18 protein-coding genes are annotated in these 17,381 nt (G+C 59.2%); 10 read left to right on the top strand and 8 right to left on the bottom strand.

Annotated features, from left to right (window positions below; genetic code table 11):
* Positions 1–147: 147 nt before the first annotated feature.
* The gene (locus ACOERD_RS01455) at positions 148–1,263 is read left to right on the top strand and encodes a phage minor head protein (protein ID WP_419737786.1); all 1,116 of its coding nucleotides are present in this window, start codon (positions 148–150) and stop codon (positions 1,261–1,263) included.
* A gap of 122 nt (positions 1,264–1,385) precedes the next feature.
* Here the strand turns inward: ACOERD_RS01455 and ACOERD_RS01450 are convergent, their stop codons facing one another.
* The 3 genes from ACOERD_RS01450 to ACOERD_RS01440 all read right to left on the bottom strand — a co-directional run bounded on the left by ACOERD_RS01450 (position 1,386) and on the right by ACOERD_RS01440 (position 5,040).
* The gene (locus tag ACOERD_RS01450) at positions 1,386–1,988 is read right to left on the bottom strand and encodes a hypothetical protein (RefSeq protein WP_419737785.1); all 603 of its coding nucleotides are present in this window, start codon (positions 1,986–1,988) and stop codon (positions 1,386–1,388) included.
* Between the two features lie 126 nt (positions 1,989–2,114).
* On the bottom strand, positions 2,115–3,857 hold the full coding sequence (locus tag ACOERD_RS01445) for an IS1634 family transposase (protein WP_419737624.1): 1,743 nt from the start codon (positions 3,855–3,857) through the stop codon (positions 2,115–2,117).
* Between the two features lie 58 nt (positions 3,858–3,915).
* Entirely contained in the window at positions 3,916–5,040 is a 1,125-nt protein-coding gene (locus ACOERD_RS01440; protein WP_419737784.1) for an ISNCY family transposase, read from the bottom strand.
* Between the two features lie 66 nt (positions 5,041–5,106).
* Between ACOERD_RS01440 and ACOERD_RS01435 the strand changes: the two genes are divergently transcribed.
* Entirely contained in the window at positions 5,107–5,262 is a 156-nt protein-coding gene (locus tag ACOERD_RS01435; protein WP_419737783.1) for a hypothetical protein, read from the top strand.
* Entirely contained in the window at positions 5,247–5,717 is a 471-nt protein-coding gene (locus ACOERD_RS01430; protein WP_419737728.1) for a hypothetical protein, read from the top strand. The genes ACOERD_RS01435 and ACOERD_RS01430 overlap by 16 nt, the downstream gene beginning before the upstream one ends.
* Before the next feature lie 278 nt (positions 5,718–5,995).
* Here ACOERD_RS01430 and ACOERD_RS01425 read toward each other — a convergent pair whose 3' ends face one another.
* The 4 genes from ACOERD_RS01425 to parC all read right to left on the bottom strand — a co-directional run bounded on the left by ACOERD_RS01425 (position 5,996) and on the right by parC (position 10,812).
* On the bottom strand, positions 5,996–6,226 hold the full coding sequence (locus tag ACOERD_RS01425; protein WP_419737782.1) for a hypothetical protein: 231 nt from the start codon (positions 6,224–6,226) through the stop codon (positions 5,996–5,998).
* 258 nt (positions 6,227–6,484) lie between these two features.
* A complete protein-coding gene (gene tuf / locus ACOERD_RS01420; RefSeq protein WP_170642526.1) occupies positions 6,485–7,660 on the bottom strand; it encodes an elongation factor Tu in 1,176 nt (391 codons plus the stop codon).
* Between the two features lie 115 nt (positions 7,661–7,775).
* Positions 7,776–8,366 (bottom strand): hypothetical protein, encoded by a 591-nt coding sequence (locus ACOERD_RS01415; protein ID WP_170380416.1) that lies wholly within the window; start codon positions 8,364–8,366, stop codon positions 7,776–7,778.
* 97 nt (positions 8,367–8,463) lie between these two features.
* A complete protein-coding gene (gene parC / locus ACOERD_RS01410; RefSeq protein WP_419737781.1) occupies positions 8,464–10,812 on the bottom strand; it encodes a DNA topoisomerase IV subunit A in 2,349 nt (782 codons plus the stop codon).
* Positions 10,813–11,014: 202 nt separating this feature from the next.
* On the opposite strand from parC, the gene ACOERD_RS01405 reads away from it, so the two are divergent.
* The 6 genes from ACOERD_RS01405 (at position 11,015) to ACOERD_RS01380 (ending at position 15,415) form a co-directional block, all read left to right on the top strand.
* Positions 11,015–11,629: an SH3 domain-containing protein gene (locus tag ACOERD_RS01405; protein WP_419737780.1), complete on the top strand. Its 615-nt coding sequence runs from the start codon at positions 11,015–11,017 to the stop codon at positions 11,627–11,629.
* A gap of 69 nt (positions 11,630–11,698) precedes the next feature.
* Positions 11,699–12,526 (top strand): SDR family NAD(P)-dependent oxidoreductase, encoded by an 828-nt coding sequence (locus tag ACOERD_RS01400; RefSeq protein ID WP_419737779.1) that lies wholly within the window; start codon positions 11,699–11,701, stop codon positions 12,524–12,526.
* Between the two features lie 79 nt (positions 12,527–12,605).
* Entirely contained in the window at positions 12,606–12,806 is a 201-nt protein-coding gene (locus tag ACOERD_RS01395; protein ID WP_170380419.1) for a twin transmembrane helix small protein, read from the top strand.
* A gap of 2 nt (positions 12,807–12,808) precedes the next feature.
* Positions 12,809–13,381 (top strand): cob(I)yrinic acid a,c-diamide adenosyltransferase, encoded by a 573-nt coding sequence (locus ACOERD_RS01390; protein WP_419737778.1) that lies wholly within the window; start codon positions 12,809–12,811, stop codon positions 13,379–13,381.
* A 346-nt stretch (positions 13,382–13,727) separates the two neighbouring features.
* A complete protein-coding gene (locus ACOERD_RS01385; protein ID WP_170463230.1) occupies positions 13,728–14,486 on the top strand; it encodes an electron transfer flavoprotein subunit beta/FixA family protein in 759 nt (252 codons plus the stop codon).
* The gene (locus ACOERD_RS01380) at positions 14,486–15,415 is read left to right on the top strand and encodes an electron transfer flavoprotein subunit alpha/FixB family protein (protein ID WP_170380422.1); all 930 of its coding nucleotides are present in this window, start codon (positions 14,486–14,488) and stop codon (positions 15,413–15,415) included. Before ACOERD_RS01385 ends, ACOERD_RS01380 begins: the two co-directional genes overlap by 1 nt.
* Before the next feature lie 59 nt (positions 15,416–15,474).
* Here ACOERD_RS01380 and ACOERD_RS01375 read toward each other — a convergent pair whose 3' ends face one another.
* Positions 15,475–16,302, bottom strand: a complete 828-nt coding sequence (locus tag ACOERD_RS01375) for a DUF6473 family protein (protein WP_419737777.1) — start codon at positions 16,300–16,302, stop codon at positions 15,475–15,477.
* A gap of 173 nt (positions 16,303–16,475) precedes the next feature.
* On the opposite strand from ACOERD_RS01375, the gene ACOERD_RS01370 reads away from it, so the two are divergent.
* On the top strand, positions 16,476–17,351 hold the full coding sequence (locus ACOERD_RS01370) for a 3-hydroxybutyryl-CoA dehydrogenase (RefSeq protein ID WP_170474043.1): 876 nt from the start codon (positions 16,476–16,478) through the stop codon (positions 17,349–17,351).
* The last annotated feature ends 30 nt before the right edge of the window (positions 17,352–17,381 follow it).

The following is a 17,381-nucleotide window of genomic DNA, read 5'->3' as shown; positions in this document are numbered from 1 at the left end:
ACGCCACTGGCCACCGCCACAGCGCTTCAGCCCCGGGAAGCCATAGAGTTCTTTCGCGCCAAGGGCTACGCCCCGCCTGAAGGGCGCTATTCCTGGCGCGACTGGTGGGGCGCCTCCCATGCGCGCGGCTTCGTGGTCGCCAAGGCGATGCAGGACGATCTGCTGGCCACGATCCGCGAAGCCGTGGACGAGGCCATCGCCGGGGGCTGGACCATGGAGCAGTTCCGCGCGGCGCTGGAGCCAAAGCTCAAGGCCGCCGGATGGTGGGGCCGCAAGAGCATGACCGATCCGCTCACCGGCGAGACCCGCATCGTACAGCTTGGCTCGAAACGCCGCCTTGCCGTCATATTCGACACCAACCTGCGCACCGCATATGCCGCCGGACGCTGGATGCGCATCCAGCGCACCAAAGAGGTCTTTCCCTATCTCGAATATATCCAGCTCCAGCGCGCCAGCCGCCGCGCGGCGCATCAGCCTTTCCACGGGCTGGTTGTGCCGGTCGATCATATCTGGTGGGCCGCGCATTTCCCGCCCAACGGCTATTTCTGCGCCTGTACCACCCGCCAGCTCTCCGCCCGCGCGCTGGAACGCCGGGGCCTGACCGTCGCCACCGAGCCACCAATGGAAACCCGCAGCCTGACCGATCCCCGCACCGGGCGCAGCCTTGAGGTTCCCAAGGGCATCACGCCGGGCTTTGAGACCAACCCCGGGGCCACATTCCTCGCCGAGCAGGGCCGCCATGATGCCATCGCCGAGGGCCTGGACCCGGTGGCGCGCGGCATCGAACTGGGGCTGATCCACGAAGCCCGCGCACGCGGCCTCAGAACCGGCAATGAACATCTCGCCGCCATCGATCTCGACGCCGACACCCCCGTGCGTGGCGGCAATGCCGCACCCGTGGAATGGGTGGAGGGCGCGCGAGACCGGGTCGACTTGTCTCCGGAGATGCTCGACATATTGAGAGACCCGGCCCGCCGTATCGGCGTCGTGCACAATCATCCCGATTCCGCAGCCCTGTCATCTGTTGATCTTGAGCAGCTGGAAAAGCGACCCGGCCTCGTGCGCGTCGTCGCCGTGGGCCATGATGGCTCGCTCTTCCGCGCCACCGATCCCCGCCCCGGGCTTGGCCACACCGCCAATCGCCTCTGGCAACTGGCCACGCTGCGCATCAACGAGCAAGCGGCCGGTCTCGACATGAACGCCCCCGCCATGCAGCGGCTGGCCTCCCATGCCGCCACCAGCGCACTGTCGAGAACATTCTGAATTGTCCGGTGTAGGTAACATGCCAATTGTCCGCTTCAGTTGATTGCGCGGTGGCCCAATTCGGAGGGAGCCGTAGGCGACCGTAGATTTGGGCCACCGCGTTCGCGCCACGTCGAAGCGGGTCACGCGACTTTGTGTTTGCTATCCTCCTGTGTGATGGGTGATCCGTCAGGCTGGTAGCGGCCAATGCATCTCGGGCCGTGGAAGATGACCAGTTGACCATCGGGGTATTCGTGGACCCTGACCTTCGCCTTGACGAAATGATGACGGTGCCTGTCTGCCGCGATCTGCATGACCAGGCCCTTGTAGCGCACCGTATTGTCGTTGCCGACGACGCGGTCTTCCTGCACACACAGGGTGTCGCGCACATTGCCTGTAAACGGCACGAAGGCCGAGGTCGTATCCTCCGGCTCCTTTGCAAACAGGGCATTGTGTTCGGGAAGATAGACCTCTTTCAGGAACTGATTGGCCTCTTCAATGGTTGTGATCCCATGGGACCGCAGTTCCTGCGGCAATCGGTTCTGGAACGTGCCAAACATGCGTTCAGACCGTCCACGGGCCTGCGGTGAATAGGCCGGGATCAGCTCAATGCCGAGTTGCTGCAAGGCGCGCCCGACCTGGGTCAGATTGTCCTTGTCCACTTTGCCGCCCGCTTCGGGCGTATGCCAGTAATGAGAGCCCCGATCGGCATAGAGCGAGCAAAACAGACCTTGCGCCTCGATCACCTCTGTCAGCCCCTCCTGACTTCCGACATTTTTTCGTATAAGTCATTGATATTATTATGCCTTGGTTGCCAAAAGGCACTACACGGACTTTTTTCGCCAGCGATTGTTTCGGAGTGTTGAGGGAGCTCAGGCTTTGGTCTGGCCAGTTTTTCGGGTGCGCCCGGGGGGTATCTTGAAAGGGGCTTCGTTCCAGGTCAGGCCGACGCAGGTGAGGATGCGTCTGGCATCGACCGTGGCATGGCTTGGCATGCCGTAGCGGTCAGGGGTGCCTTTGTGGCGCAGGATCGAGAGCTGCAATGCGTTCAACTCGTTGCGGATACGAGCCGGGCTCATCGGGTGTCCGAGCAGGTCCAGATGCTTGCGCAGGTGCTGCAGGCAGCAGAAGGCCATGTAGCAGATGGCGATATGGGCCCGGACCCGACGCGGCGACCAGTGATAGATGGGCCGGATTTTCAGATCGTGCTTGTTGGTGCGGAAGCAGGCTTCGATCTCCCACAACTGGTGATAGCGGGCAATGACGTCCTGTGCCTCCAGTTCGTCCGCACCATGAACAACAATGGCATGCAGCCCGTCCCATTGTGCCGCTGCCTTGATCTTTGCATCATCCAGCGTGACGTCCCCGCTGTCGGGGAAGGCCAGGAAGCGGCCATATCCCCGGCTGCTGAAGCTGCCGGGTTTGCGAGAGCGCTTGAGCTTCTTGTGCAGCTTTTCGATTGCCTTGTCGCGCTTGTGGGCATCATTGCGTGCCCGGGTGGGTGACCAGGTCACAATGACCCGCGCTCCCTCCTGGTCGATCACCTTGTACCAGCCCTTCTCGGTTGCCTCTTCAGAACCGTGTCCAGCCCAAGGCTGGCGTCCCTCCGGGCTCAAAATGTTCGCCTTCACGGCGGCCGGGGCGGACTTCATGCGATAGCCGAGGATGTAGGGCAGACCCTTGTTCTGCAACATCTGCTGGTTGTCCTTGCTGAGCATGGCGGCATCGGCCACGAACGTGACCCTGGCCACGTCGAAGCGTCCCTCCAACGCCTTCAGCGCAGCTTCCAGCGTATGACCTTCCCAGGTGTTTCCCGGGAAGAGTTCATAGCCCACAGGCAGCCCATCGGAGGTGACGATCAGCGCCAGCATGACCTGAGCGCGGTGATGCTTGCCATCCTTGCTGAAGCCCTTGGCCAGAAGATGATCCTGCTCGACCCCGTCCGCATCCTCGGCCGGGTCCTCGCGCTCGGTGTCAAAGGCCAGGGTCGTGCAATCGTAGAACAGCACGGTCACTGGCCCGCCCAGCAACTTCTCTGCCGCCGCGTGAGAGGTTTTGCAAATCCCGTCTATCACCGGCGTATTGATGTAATCCATGCTCCGATAGACCACGTCCAGATTGAGCGTGATGCCTGCCTGGTTCTCCAACGCCTCCACGGTCGCGCGCTTGCTCTCGGGCTGTGCGATCCGCGCCATAACCAGCTCTTTCACAATGCGATTGGCACTTTTACGCGCCGCCCCCAGAAGGGCCCCCCAACCCAGTTGGTCATACATCGTCCCCATGACATCCCGCAGACCCAGAGAGACCCGCGCCTCCTCACGGCACTCGGCAAGATCAACGCCAAGCTTGTCCGGCCGCGGAGCGCGGCGCACCAGCGCCTGCAGATCGGCATATTCCGTGGGCGTGAACAGTTCCATTTGCGGCGAGCGATCAATGCGTAATTGCTCCATCAAGCGGCCCGCCAGACGCTTGATATCCTCAATCTCGCTGTCGTTATGGGCCACACCCACATGGCGCAGGATCTTCTGGCGTACCTTGGAGCCGGTGCGGACGGATTCAACGATCTGGATCCGTGTGCGGTTGAGCTTTGCGTCATGTTTGGTGCGGATGAACATGGGCGAAGAGGTTAGCCATCTGAAGGCCCATGTCAATACTTTTTATAATAATGGGGCACTACAACGCGCCTCTGAGCAACCACACCTGAAAACAAACCAAAAACCCAGTCAGATCAACAAAAAGGTCGGAAGTCAGGAAATGATGACGGTGCCTGTCTGCCGCGATCTGCATGACCAGGCCCTTGTAGCGCACCGTATTGTCGTTGCCGACGACGCGGTCTTCCTGCACACACAGGGTGTCGCGCACATTGCCTGTAAACGGCACGAAGGCCGAGGTCGTATCCTCCGGCTCCTTTGCAAACAGGGCATTGTGTTCGGGAAGATAGACCTCTTTCAGGAACTGATTGGCCTCTTCAATGGTTGTGATCCCATGGGACCGCAGTTCCTGCGGCAATCGGTTCTGGAACGTGCCAAACATGCGTTCAGACCGTCCACGGGCCTGCGGTGAATAGGCCGGGATCAGCTCAATGCCGAGTTGCTGCAAGGCGCGCCCGACCTGGGTCAGATTGTCCTTGTCCACTTTGCCGCCCGCTTCGGGCGTATGCCAGTAATGAGAGCCCCGATCGGCATAGAGCGAGCAAAACAGACCTTGCGCCTCGATCACCTCTGTCAGCCCCTGAAAACTGCTCATCGTCCCTTCTTCCTCGACAAAGAATGCCGAATAAACCCGGTTGGTGGCATCGTCCATGGTGACGATCAGATCCCACCACTGACCCGGAACCCATTCATGGCTGGAGCCGTCCTGATGCAACATCATGCCAACCATCGGACGGCGGGGCCGCTTGCGCCGATGGGCACCTCGTCGGGGTGCTGCCTGAACCCGGCCGTGGCGCTGCAGTGTAAGCCGCACCCAGTTGTAGCTCTGTGTGAAACCATGGTGGGCCACCAGCTTCTCGTGGAAATGCTTCGGCGTGTAATCCCAGTACTTGGTATCAAACAGTTCAAGCATCTCCATGACCTTATCCGTGGCAACACGATTGTTGGCCAGTTTGCCAAGCCGACGGTCGTACAGACCTTCTGCACCATCCGCCTCAAATCGATCCTCCCAACGCCTGACGGTGCGCACGGATACACCCAGTATCTCAGCCGCCTGTTCTTGCGTCAGCTTGTTCGCGCTTCGCCGCGAATACACATCTTCAAACTTCATCAGTCGAACTTCCTGTAACACTTCTGCTCGGTTCATAACGCCTCCTCTCAGAGACAGAATAGAACCGGACAGATCGCATGTTACATACACCGGACATATCGCGTGTTAGCGACAGCCGCCACCAGCGCACTGGACCGCGCAGGCTACGTCAACTATGCTCACGCCATCGCCGGGGGCAGCCGCGTCAACCTGATGCGCTTTGGCGAAGACCGCATGGAGCAACTGATCGCAGGACTTCTCGAATGGCTGGTTTCCTGACATGGGAAGACCTCGAAAGGCACGGTCTCACCGAGTGCGATCCACGTGATCGCGAAGATCTCGATGATCGGATGTTCGGTGATTTCCTCTACGATCATGAGCCAGGGCAGTCCGTGGACTGGCTCCGTCAAACACTCAAATCCGGCAAACCGACCTGCGGCGCCGGATTCGCCGTGGAACTGAGATGCTCCATCGGGGCTGTCAGAAACGGCCTGCGGTTCCCCTGGGGTGCGGGCCTGCCCGAACCCGCAGAGATTCACCGATTGCGGGATTGCGTGCGCGAGGCCATTGCGCAGATCACCGCATGGGTCGAGGGTCACGGTATCGACCGCCTTGATACCCCTGAGGAAGAGGCCGCAGCCCGGCATGGATGGCCTGATGCCGTGGGCAAGGCCTGGACACCGCAATGGGACATCCTCGGGATCGAACCACCCAACTGGTGGGCCCGTTCCTGAACCGCCCCAACACAGGCCCTAAACGCATCTTCAAAGCCCCGTTAAACGCCAATGCCACGCGCTCTGACCGATCGGCGCAATCCGGGTGTTCTGGCCTGCGCAGATCGTGGAAAATACGCTCGATTCCGGGCCCTGAAATGCGAAGAAAAAACCAGCGTTTTCCGGCGATCTGAACCACTGAGCGGTCGAGATTGGGCAAATCACTGTCGCAAGCCCGATTTTGAGCCCTCATCGTCACGCCTCCTCAAGCACCCGAAAAACCCCTTATTCTGCGCGGTTTAACGCCCCTCATCCCAGATAGGCCCGGATAGGCCCGATTGAGCATTAATTCTGTCGTGGCACAGCTGCTCGGCAAGCCGGACGTCGAACCGCTTACGCTCGCGGTTAAACTCACTGATATCACAGTCGACTTCCTGGTCGTCGTCACTAAGGATGGCAGATCGCATGTCTTCCAGATCCTTGCTGTGAAGGATTTGCGTTCCATAGTTCAAGAATTCAAAACCTAACATGATTTCCTCCTGATTGCCTCAGCGGATCGGCCTGCGCACGCCCCGCTTTTTGTTTCAGATCACATGTGGGTTTCCTGTCTTTGGGTGAGGTGGAGTTTGGATTAAGAAACCTCAATCCGTTTTGCCCTTAGCGACGGCGAACTTTCCAAGCGTCATCTCGGTTCGAACACGTTTAGGCCCACCTCGGAACCGTATAGCTCAAACGAAAAAGGGCGTCCCGAAGGACGCCCTTTCCGTCTGATCATTCGCTTGCGCGACTTATTCAGTGATTTTCGACACAACGCCGGCGCCGACGGTGCGGCCGCCTTCGCGGATCGCAAAGCGCAGGCCCTGCTCCATCGCGATCGGCGCGATCAGCTCAACGCCGAACGACACGTTGTCGCCAGGCATGACCATCTCGGTGCCTTCCGCCAGGGTCACGGTGCCGGTCACGTCAGTGGTCCGGAAGTAGAACTGAGGACGGTAGTTCGCGAAGAACGGAGTGTGACGACCGCCTTCTTCCTTGGTCAGGATGTAGGCTTCGGCTTCGAACTTGGTGTGCGGTGTAACCGAACCCGGCTTACACAGAACCTGGCCACGCTCAACGCCGTCACGGTCAACACCACGCAGCAGCGCGCCGATGTTGTCGCCTGCTTCACCGCGGTCCAGCAGCTTGCGGAACATTTCAACGCCGGTGCAGGTGGTTTTCGAAGTGTCGCGGATGCCGACGATTTCGATTTCGTCACCAACGTTGATCACGCCACGCTCAACACGGCCGGTCACAACGGTACCACGACCCGAGATCGAGAACACGTCTTCGATCGGCATCAGGAACGGCTGGTCAACAGCACGCTCAGGGGTGTCGATGTACTCATCAACAGCCGCCATCAGTTCCTTGATCTTCTCTTCACCGATCTCAGGCTTGTTGCCTTCCATCGCAGCCAGAGCCGAACCTGCAACGATCGGAATATCATCGCCAGGGTATTCGTAGCTGGACAGCAGTTCGCGAACTTCCATCTCAACCAGTTCCAGCAGCTCTTCGTCATCTACCTGGTCAACTTTGTTCAGGAACACGACCATCTTCGGGATGCCAACCTGGCGGCCCAGCAGGATGTGCTCGCGGGTCTGCGGCATCGGGCCGTCAGCGGCGTTCACAACCAGGATCGCGCCGTCCATCTGAGCGGCACCGGTGATCATGTTCTTGACGTAGTCGGCGTGGCCGGGGCAGTCAACGTGCGCGTAGTGGCGGTTCTCGGTCTCGTATTCCACGTGGGCGGTCGAGATGGTGATGCCGCGCGCTTTCTCTTCCGGCGCACCGTCAATCTGGTCATACGCTTTGAAGTCACCAAAATATTTGGTGATCGCTGCGGTCAGCGTCGTCTTGCCGTGGTCAACGTGGCCAATCGTGCCGATGTTGACGTGCGGTTTTGTACGCTCAAACTTTTCCTTTGCCATTCCTCAGGCGCCCTTTTGCGATTTGGGGGACCCTTGGTCCCGTGGTTACATCTGCGCGCGCGAGTTATTTTTTTCAAAGGGGAAAATCAAGCACATCCTGAGGGAAATGCGCCGATCACGCCGGATTTTGCGTGAGCTCGCTCGTTTCCAGCGGCTGGATCAGGTCCGGACGCCGATCAAACCAACCATTGTCCTTATGTTCTTCGGCCAGCCACTCTTCGACTCGGTCGGCAACTTTCAGGGCAAGGCCGCTCATCTGCTCTTCTTTTGTGCGGGTATTTCCCGAGCCTGTCAGAGCGCTCTCTCCGGTCGTGTCTTCCAGCACTTGGAATTGCTTACCCTTGGCGAGGAATTCTTTCTTCTTCACATCGTAGACATTGACCAGAACAATCGCCGTGCTTTTGGGATTGTAGATGACGGGAATGCCCGGAGGCGCCAGCATGTATCCTTCGAGGCTGATACCGATGTCGTATTCCTGAGCGCCTTCATAGCGGCCGAGACGGATATCAACCGCGTTCTGAATGGCGTTTTCCCATTCTTTTGGTGTCGCATCGCGCGAGACCGGTCCTTGGCGGGCTTTCTCAGCGAAGGCGTAGTTTACGCGTAGCTTGAATTCCCCCAACGACTCAGGTTCTTCATATACTTGCGTTTGCGTGCAGGCGCCCATCAGGGCAAGTCCAGTAATCAGGGTCAAAATGCGCAGCATGATCTCGTCTCGATAGGCCTGTTTTTCTTTGATCTAGCGCACCGATACGGCATGTGCCAAGCCGTATCGGCGGATTTCACTCGAAACCCACGTCAGATCACGAGAATTTATAGTCACGCGGGAAGCCATATGGCGGCTTTTTCCCGACGCTGGCGCGCTTGGCCAACCATTGGGACATGTCCGATTCATGTCGGGTTTTGTCGCCCCCCATGGACCATTTCAATCCCTCTTCCCAGTTGAAGGTGGTGATGTCGGACAGGCCGCCATCCAACTCCAACGTTCCCTGCCGTCCGCGCGCCATATTGTATTTCTGCAAACGCACGCCTTTGCCTCGGGTCATCTCTGGCAGCTCTTCGGTCGGGAAGACGAGGAACTTGCCATTCTGCGACACCACTGCGACGTGGTCGCCTGCGACTGGTTTACAGATCATCGCCGTCTCGTCGCCTTTGACGTTGAGTACCTGTTTCCCGTTGCGGGTCTGCGCCAGCACGTCATCCTCGGGCACCATGAAACCGTTGCCAGCGTCCGAGGCCACCAGCAGCTTGCGCCCCGGTTTGTGGATCAGGATGTCGATGATCTGCGCCTCGTTCGGCAGATCCACCATCAGGCGGAGCGGCTCGCCCATGCCCCGCCCGCCGGGCAGGTTCGCGGCGCTGACCGTATAGAACCGCCCGTTCGACGCGAACACCAGCAACCGATCCGTAGTTTCCGCATGGAAGATGAACCGGGGGCCGTCGCCATCTTTGAACTTCAATTCGCGCTTGAGGTCGATGTGACCGGTCATGGCCCGAATCCAACCCATCTGAGAGCAGACCACCGTGATCGGCTCCTTGTCGATCATCGCCTCAAGCGGCACTTCCTCGACCTGTCCGGCCTCAGCAAACTGCGTCCGGCGCGCGCCACCTTCATAGTCTTTGCCGAAGGTCTTCTTGGTCTCTTTCAACTGCTCAGCGATCTTGGCCCATTGCAGGGCGGGATCGGCCAGCAGGTCTTCGAGATTGGCGCGTTCCAGCATCAACTCGTCGCGTTCGCGAACCAATTCCATCTCTTCCAGACGGCGCAAACTGCGCAGGCGCATGTTGAGGATTGCATCGACCTGAACTTCCGACAGCTCCCCCTCGCCCGGTTTGGGCGAGACATAGTCGGCTTCGTCGGTCGCGCGGACATGGTCTATGCTCCAGTCCTCGCGCATCAGCGCGGCTTTGGGGTCGTCGTCGTAACGGATGATGTCGATCACACGGTCGAGATTGAGGAAGGCGACGATAAAGCCCTCCAATACCTCCAGCCGATGGTCGATCTTCGCCATGCGGTGGCGAGAGCGGCGCAGCAGAACCTCCTGCCGGTGATCGAGGAAGGCGCGTAGCACCTCCTTCATCGAGCAGACCTTGGGCGTCACCCCGTCTATCAGCACGTTCATGTTCAGGCTGAACCGCACCTCAAGGTCAGAGTTGCGATAAAGCATGCCCATCAGTACCTCGGGGTCCACGTTCTTGGACCGTGGTTCCAGGATCAGGCGGATGTCATCGGCGGATTCGTCGCGCACATCCGCGAGGATTGGAATTTTCTTGGTCTGGATCAATTCCGCGATCTTTTCGATCAGCTTGGACTTCTGAACCTGATAGGGGATCTCGGTGACCACGATCTGCCATTGGCCGCGGCCCAGATCCTCGACCTCGAATTTACAGCGCAGCCGGAAAGATCCGCGCCCGGTGCGATAGGCTTGCGCGATATTCTCGGGCGGCTCAACGATGACGCCGCCGGTCGGGAAATCCGGGCCGGGCACATAGTTCAACAGCGTATCGTCACGCGCATCCGGCGTTTTGATCAGATGCAGACAGGCGTCACATAGCTCAGAGATATTGTGCGGCGGTATGTTCGTCGCCATGCCCACCGCTATGCCGCTGGCACCGTTCGCCAGCAGGTTCGGGAACTGAGCGGGCAGCACGACCGGCTCGGTCAACGTCCCATCATAGTTGTCGCGGAAATCAACGGCGTCTTCGTTCAGACCTTCCAGCAGCGCCTCGGCCACGATGGTCATCCGCGCTTCGGTGTATCGCGAAGCCGCGGGGTTATCGCCGTCGATATTGCCGAAATTCCCCTGCCCGTCGACCAACGGGTAGCGCACGTTGAAATCCTGCGCCAGACGCGCCATCGCGTCGTAAATCGCGGCGTCACCGTGGGGGTGATAGTTACCCATCACATCGCCCGAGATCTTCGCGGACTTCCGGAAACCTCCGGTTGCACTGAGTCGCAGTTCCCTCATCGCATAGAGGATTCGCCTGTGAACCGGTTTCAAACCATCACGCGCATCCGGCAGCGCCCGGTGCATGATGGTGGACAGCGCATAGGTCAGATAGCGCTCACCAATTGCGCGGCGTAGCGGTTCGGCTACCTCGCCCCCATTGTCAGGGGCCTCCATGTTGGGGTCGTCGATCGTATCGTTCATATATGATGTGATACGACGCAAGCGCGGCTTGGTAAAGCAACCAAGACTTATTTTACTGGGGACAAGTCGCGCTTTTTGCAACAGGGGGAGGCAACCCCCGGATTTCCCCCATTTTTCGACTCCCACCTCGAAATATGCTATGCTCTCATGAATTAAACTGCTGCCAATTCTTGTATTTACGATTTCTTCGGGGGGAAGCGTTATGACGCGCCTGATACTTGTTACTTTTGCCGCCCTTGGCTGGGCCTTCTACGTCATGAGTGGAGGCCCCGACTTTGAACCGCGCGGCCTGCGCAGTGACAACCCGCAGCGCATGGCGGCCACGTTCGAACCTGCACCCAAGGCTGCGCCTCCGGTTGAGGAATTGGTGACCCGCGCTGCAGTTCAACCCATCCCCGTTATTGAGTTTATTGCAGAACCCGAACCTGTTCTGGGTGAGGAAGAAACCAAGGCGTTGCTCTCTCAGGTTGCAGCCGGATTGCAGGCGAATCCGTCTCTGTTCGAAGATCAGGATGTGACGCTGACGCTGGCCTCGCTGGAAGGCGGCGTGACGGCGATGCAGCAAGTCACAACCGACGCGGAACCCGCGGTTGCCCCTGTCCCAGAACCCGAAAAGGACATCCGCGAAATCTCTGGCACCCGCGTGAACATGCGTGACGGTCCGGGCACGATCTACCCCATCATCGGCAAGGCGACGATCGGGCAGCGGGTTGAGGTCCTGAGCGATTCCGGTACCGGTTGGTTGCGTACACGCGTGCTTCCCGGGCAACAGGTCGGATGGATTTCGGCATCTCTGGTCCGCAAAACCACGAACTGACGTCCGGGCGTCATTGCCCTGTTTCCTCTCGCAGCCTAGGTGTTGGGGACGTTGAGGTTCGGGGCCATCATGCAGAAATCAATTCTTATTACCGGCTGCTCGTCCGGCATCGGTCTGGATGCAGCACACGGTATGCGTGCACGCGGTTGGCGCGTCTTTGCCTCGTGCCGCCAGCAGCGTGATTGCGACAGGCTGCGCGCGCAGGGATTTGAAAGCCCACGAATCGACTATCAGGACACAGACAGCATCACCGCCGGACTGGCCGAGGTTCTTGAGGCCACCGGAGGCACCTTGGACGCATTGTTCAACAATGGGGCGCACGGGCTGCCCGGCGCGGTCGAAGATGTGCCGACCGACGGTTTGCGGTTCATCTTCGAATCGAATGTCTTCGGCTGGCACGAGCTGACGCGGCGGGTCATTCCCGTCATGCGCGAACAGGGTCATGGGCGCATTGTCCAGAACTCCTCAGTTCTTGGGCTGGTCGCATTCCCGTGGCGCGGCGCCTATGTCGCCACCAAATATGCGATCGAAGGTCTGACCGACACGATGCGCCTGGAACTGCGCGGCAGCGGCGTCAAGGTCATCCTGATCGAACCCGGTCCGATCACGTCAAAAATCCGCGAAAAGGCGATCCCGGTGTTCGAGCGCTTCGTGGATTGGGAGAACTCGGTCTTGCGTGACAGGTATGAGGCATCTTTGCTGAAACGGCTCTACGAAGGCTCTGGCCCAGACGCGTTCGAGCTACCTGCCTCGGCGGTCACCAACAAGCTGGCCCATGCGGTCGAAGCGAAACGGCCCAAGGCGCGCTATTACGTGACGACCCCGACCTATATTGCGGGCTATTTGCGGCGAATTCTGCCAACAAAAGCCATCGACCGCATCCTGTCAGACATCTGAGGCAATATTTCTCGTTCGCTTTTGGCCCCGCATGCGCTAGATCAGGCGCACCCAAAGAAAAAGCGGACGGTGACTGACGATGGACCCTTTGATGGTCGTTTTGCTCTTGGCGATGGCGGCGGTTGTCGTCGTGCTGACCCTTGGCATCGCAAATTTCGGTAAAAGCGGCATGGACGCCGCCAAGAAAAGCAACAAAATGATGCGCCTGCGCATCCTCTTTCAATTCATTGCCGTATTGCTAATTGTGCTTTACGTCTTCTTGCGCGGACAAGGAGTTTGAAGATGGTCGTTCTGAACAAAATCTACACGCGCACAGGCGACGACGGAAAAACCGCTTTGGGCAATGGCGAACGGGTTGCGAAATACTCGGGCCGCGTGGCCGCATATGGCACGGTTGATGAGTTGAACGCCTTTGTCGGCGTCGCCCGGACAGAAGCCGAGGGTGAAACCGACGCCGCCTTGGCCCGCATACAGAATGACCTGTTCGATCTGGGGGCTGATTTCTGCCGGCCCGACATGGAAAAAGATGCCGAGGCCGACTACCCGCCGCTGCGCATCGCGCCTGCTCAGATCGACCGGCTCGAGGCTGAAATCGACGCGATGAATACCGATCTTGAACCACTGCGCAGCTTCATCCTGCCCGGCGGCTCGGCTTTGGCAGCGCATCTGCACGTCTGCCGCACCGTCTCGCGCCGGGCCGAGCGTCTAGCTGTTGAACTGACCAACATGGAGCCTGTCAACGAGGTCGCGGTCAAATACCTGAACCGTCTGAGTGATTGGTTCTTCGTCGCCGCCCGCTGCGCCAACAATAGCGGCAAGGATGATGTCTTGTGGGTTCCGGGCGCGAACCGCTGAAAGCGTCGGGACGTCCAGTGGACGTCCAGACGGCCGGAAGGGTGGAGCCCCAGCCCGAAGGGTGGGCGTAAAGCGTTGTATACTCGGCGCACCGCTAACCAAAACAATCAGTCTTCTTGGTTCAGTTGGACGGGTTGGCCACCGGCAACCAAATCCCACCATCGTCGGCCAACCGTCAAAAAATCTCCGCTCCCTATTCGTCAAAAAACACAAAACGCGACGTCTCAAGCCCATGACGTGACGATTTTGCTCTGTTGTCGATGAGATTGAGTCGCTATCTAGTCCCGCGAGAGCATTGGTGGAGTCGCGACGCGGCTTGCCGTTTTTGTAAGGAGCGAACGCAAAAATGAAGGTACTTGTGCCTGTCAAGCGCGTGATTGACTACAACGTTAAGGTCCGTGTTAAGGCGGATGGTAGCGGTGTTGATCTCGCCAATGTAAAAATGTCGATGAACCCGTTCGACGAGATTGCAGTTGAAGAGGCGATCCGCCTGAAAGAAGCGGGCAAGGCTGACGAAGTCGTTGCTGTTTCGATCGGTGTGAAGCAGGCGCAGGAGACGCTGCGGACTGCTCTGGCCATGGGTGCGGACCGCGCGATTCTGGTTGTGGCTGCGGATGACGTCCACACGGATATCGAGCCTCTGGCCGTTGCGAAAATCCTGGCCAAAGTGGTCGAGGAAGAGCAGCCGGGCATCGTTCTGGCGGGCAAGCAGGCGATCGACAATGACATGAACGCCACCGGCCAGATGCTGTCGGCCCTACTGGGCTGGAGCCAGGGCACCTTCGCCTCCGAGCTGGACATCGAAGGCGACACCGCCAAAATCACCCGTGAGGTTGACGGCGGTCTGCAGACCATCAACGTCAAGATGCCGACTATCGTGACCGTTGACCTCCGCCTGAACGAGCCGCGCTATGCGTCGCTGCCGAACATCATGAAGGCGAAGAAAAAGCCGCTGGACGAGAAAACCGCCGCCGATTACGGCGTCGACGTCACTCCGCGTCTGGAAATCGTCAAAACCGATGAGCCGCCGGCCCGTGCCGCTGGTATCGTCGTCGGCTCGGTTGATGAGCTGGTCTCGAAACTCAAAGAAGCGGGGGCTGTGTAATGGCTGTACTTCTGCTTGCCGAAGTCAACAACGGCGAACTGTCGCTGGACGCCACTGCCAAGGCCGTGTCCGCTGCGAAATCGCTGGGTGATGTGACCGTTCTGGCCGCGGGCGGTTCTGCCGCTGCTGCCGGTGAGGCTGCTGCCAAGATCGACGGCGTGTCCAAGGTTCTGGTTGCTGAAGACGAGTCGCTGGGCCACCGCCTGGCGGAATCGACCGCAGCGTTGATCGTGGGTCTCGCCGATGGCTATGAGCACATCGTTGCCCCTGCCACCACCGACGCCAAGAACGTCATGCCGCGCGTTGCTGCGTTGCTGGACGTGATGGTGATCTCGGATGCGTCTGGCGTGGTTGACGGCTCGACTTTTGAGCGTCCGATCTATGCAGGCAACGCGATCCAGACCGTCAAATCGAACGACGCCAAGAAAGTCGTCACCTTCCGCACCGCTTCCTTTGATGCGGCAGGCGAAGGCGGTTCGGCTGCGGTTGAGACCATCTCGGTTGGCGAAAACCCCGGCCTGTCGTCCTGGGTTGAGGACAAGGTTGCCGAGAGCGATCGTCCCGAGTTGACCTCGGCTGGTGTTGTTGTTTCGGGCGGCCGTGGTGTCGGCTCGGAAGAAGACTTCAAATTGATCGAGACTCTGGCTGACAAGCTCGGCGCCGCTGTTGGCGCGTCGCGTGCCGCCGTGGACTCGGGCTATGCCCCGAACGATTGGCAGGTGGGTCAGACCGGTAAGGTTGTTGCACCGGACCTGTATGTCGCCGTCGGCATCTCGGGCGCGATCCAGCACTTGGCTGGTATGAAGGACTCGAAGGTCATCGTTGCGATCAACAAAGACGAAGAAGCACCGATCTTCCAGGTTGCTGACTTCGGTCTGGTTGCTGACCTGTTCCAGGCCGTACCCGAACTGACCGAGAAACTCGGCTGATCGAACCAAGCGGTTGCTTGGAAAACCATTGTAAGGCCCGCCCCCTCGGCGGGCCTTTTTCAATGCAAATCACGGATCGATCGGGAAAGCGCTTCTGCGATCCGACGATGGGTCGCCGGGCCGATCATATGTTCGGCCATAGGCTGCTGAAGGGTCCCGAACAGCATATCCTCCAACTCATCCGATTCGCCGGAGATCCGGACTGACATCGAAACGACATCCGCACCGAACGGACGCAGTGCGTCCAACATCTCGGTATCCACAAAGACCGGTTCACAGCCCAGCGGTCCGGCGACCTCATGGGCGATCTCGCCATCGACCTGCAGGTTCAGCAAAACGACCGGAGGCCGGATCTCCTGTAGAAAAGCGCCAAGCGTCTCGACCCACTTTTTGCGCAACTCGTGGGTGACGATTTCGAAGCGTGCGTCCGAATAGGAATGCAACAGCCCCAGCAAGCGACGCACAAAATGGACGTCCGTAAAATCCACCTCAGGGTAAAGCGTCAGCAGGTCCGGTGTAGGAGACAGAAACCGGTCATTGCGGCGCGGATGCACCCGGTAAAAGCGATTCGATTGCCCCAGCGCCCCCGGCAATTGCAGCACGCAAAGATCGGAATCATTCGCCAGCTCAACCAAGGTGGAATCGCCGCACAGCGCCTCAACGCCACAAAGAAGACTGCCAAAGTTGACGCATTTGCGGTCCAGCAAGCCTTCGAGAATCGCGGCATAGGGGTGCTCAACGAACCTCCCAAAGGTCTCATCCCCTCCGATACATGCCAGATAGGAGCCGTCCAATGCGCGCGACGGCCCCCGGAACCGTAGTTTTGACTCCCCATACTGACAGATGCTGTCTTCGGGCACTGCTGCGCCCGTTTGATGATAGCTCATATCACTCACCCAATTTTTCACCCGGTTGCCATCTTGCCGTCGCAAGTCTTGCGAAATTGCTAATGCGCGGATTTGAGGCAAGTTTGACCGGTCCGCAGACCTCTGATGCCTCTTGCCGCCCGCCCCAAACTGCCGGTAATGTCGCGGCGAGCTGAGAGCAGAGGCACCAGAGCATGGAAATCAAATCGGTCGGAGTAATTGGCGCAGGCCAGATGGGCAACGGGATCGCGCATGTTCTGGCCTTGGCCGGCTATGACGTTCTGGTCAATGACGTCAACAAGGACGCCCTGGACAATGCCGTTAAGACGATTGAGGGCAATCTGGCGCGTCAGGCTTCACGCGGGAAGATCTCGGACGAGGCTGTGCAAGCCGCTTTGGGGCGGATCACCACCACGCTGGAATTGCCACGTCTGGGCCAGACCGATCTGGTGATCGAGGCCGCGACCGAGCGTGAGACGATAAAACAGGCGATCTTTGAGGATCTGCAACCGCATTTGCTGCCGCATACAATCCTGACCTCGAATACGTCTTCGATCTCGATCACACGTCTGGCCAGCCGGACCGACCGACCAGAGCGGTTCATGGGGTTCCACTTCATGAACCCGGTGCCCGTCATGCAACTGGTCGAGCTGATCCGAGGGATTGCCACAGACGAAGAGACCTATAACGCCTGCAAGGCCGTGGTCGACAAGCTTGGCAAAACCGCTGCTAGCGCCGAGGATTTCCCGGCCTTTATCGTGAACCGTATTCTGATGCCGATGATCAACGAGGCGGTCTATACGCTCTATGAAGGTGTGGGGAGCGTTCAATCCATCGACCAATCGATGAAGCTGGGCGCCAATCACCCGATGGGGCCGCTGGAACTGGCCGACTTCATTGGGCTCGACACCTGTCTGGCCATCATGAACGTGCTGCATGATGGGCTGGCGGATACCAAGTATCGCCCCTGCCCGCTGCTGACGAAATATGTCGAGGCCGGTTGGCTGGGGCGTAAGACCCAGCGTGGATTCTACGACTATCGCGGCGACGTGCCGGTTCCGACGCGCTAAAAAGGGGGCCAGCCCCCTCGCCCGGATTTC

The organism is Ruegeria sp. (genome assembly GCF_965199275.1).
Classification (GTDB): domain Bacteria; phylum Pseudomonadota; class Alphaproteobacteria; order Rhodobacterales; family Rhodobacteraceae; genus Ruegeria.
This window is presented reverse-complemented; position numbering and strand designations above follow the sequence as displayed.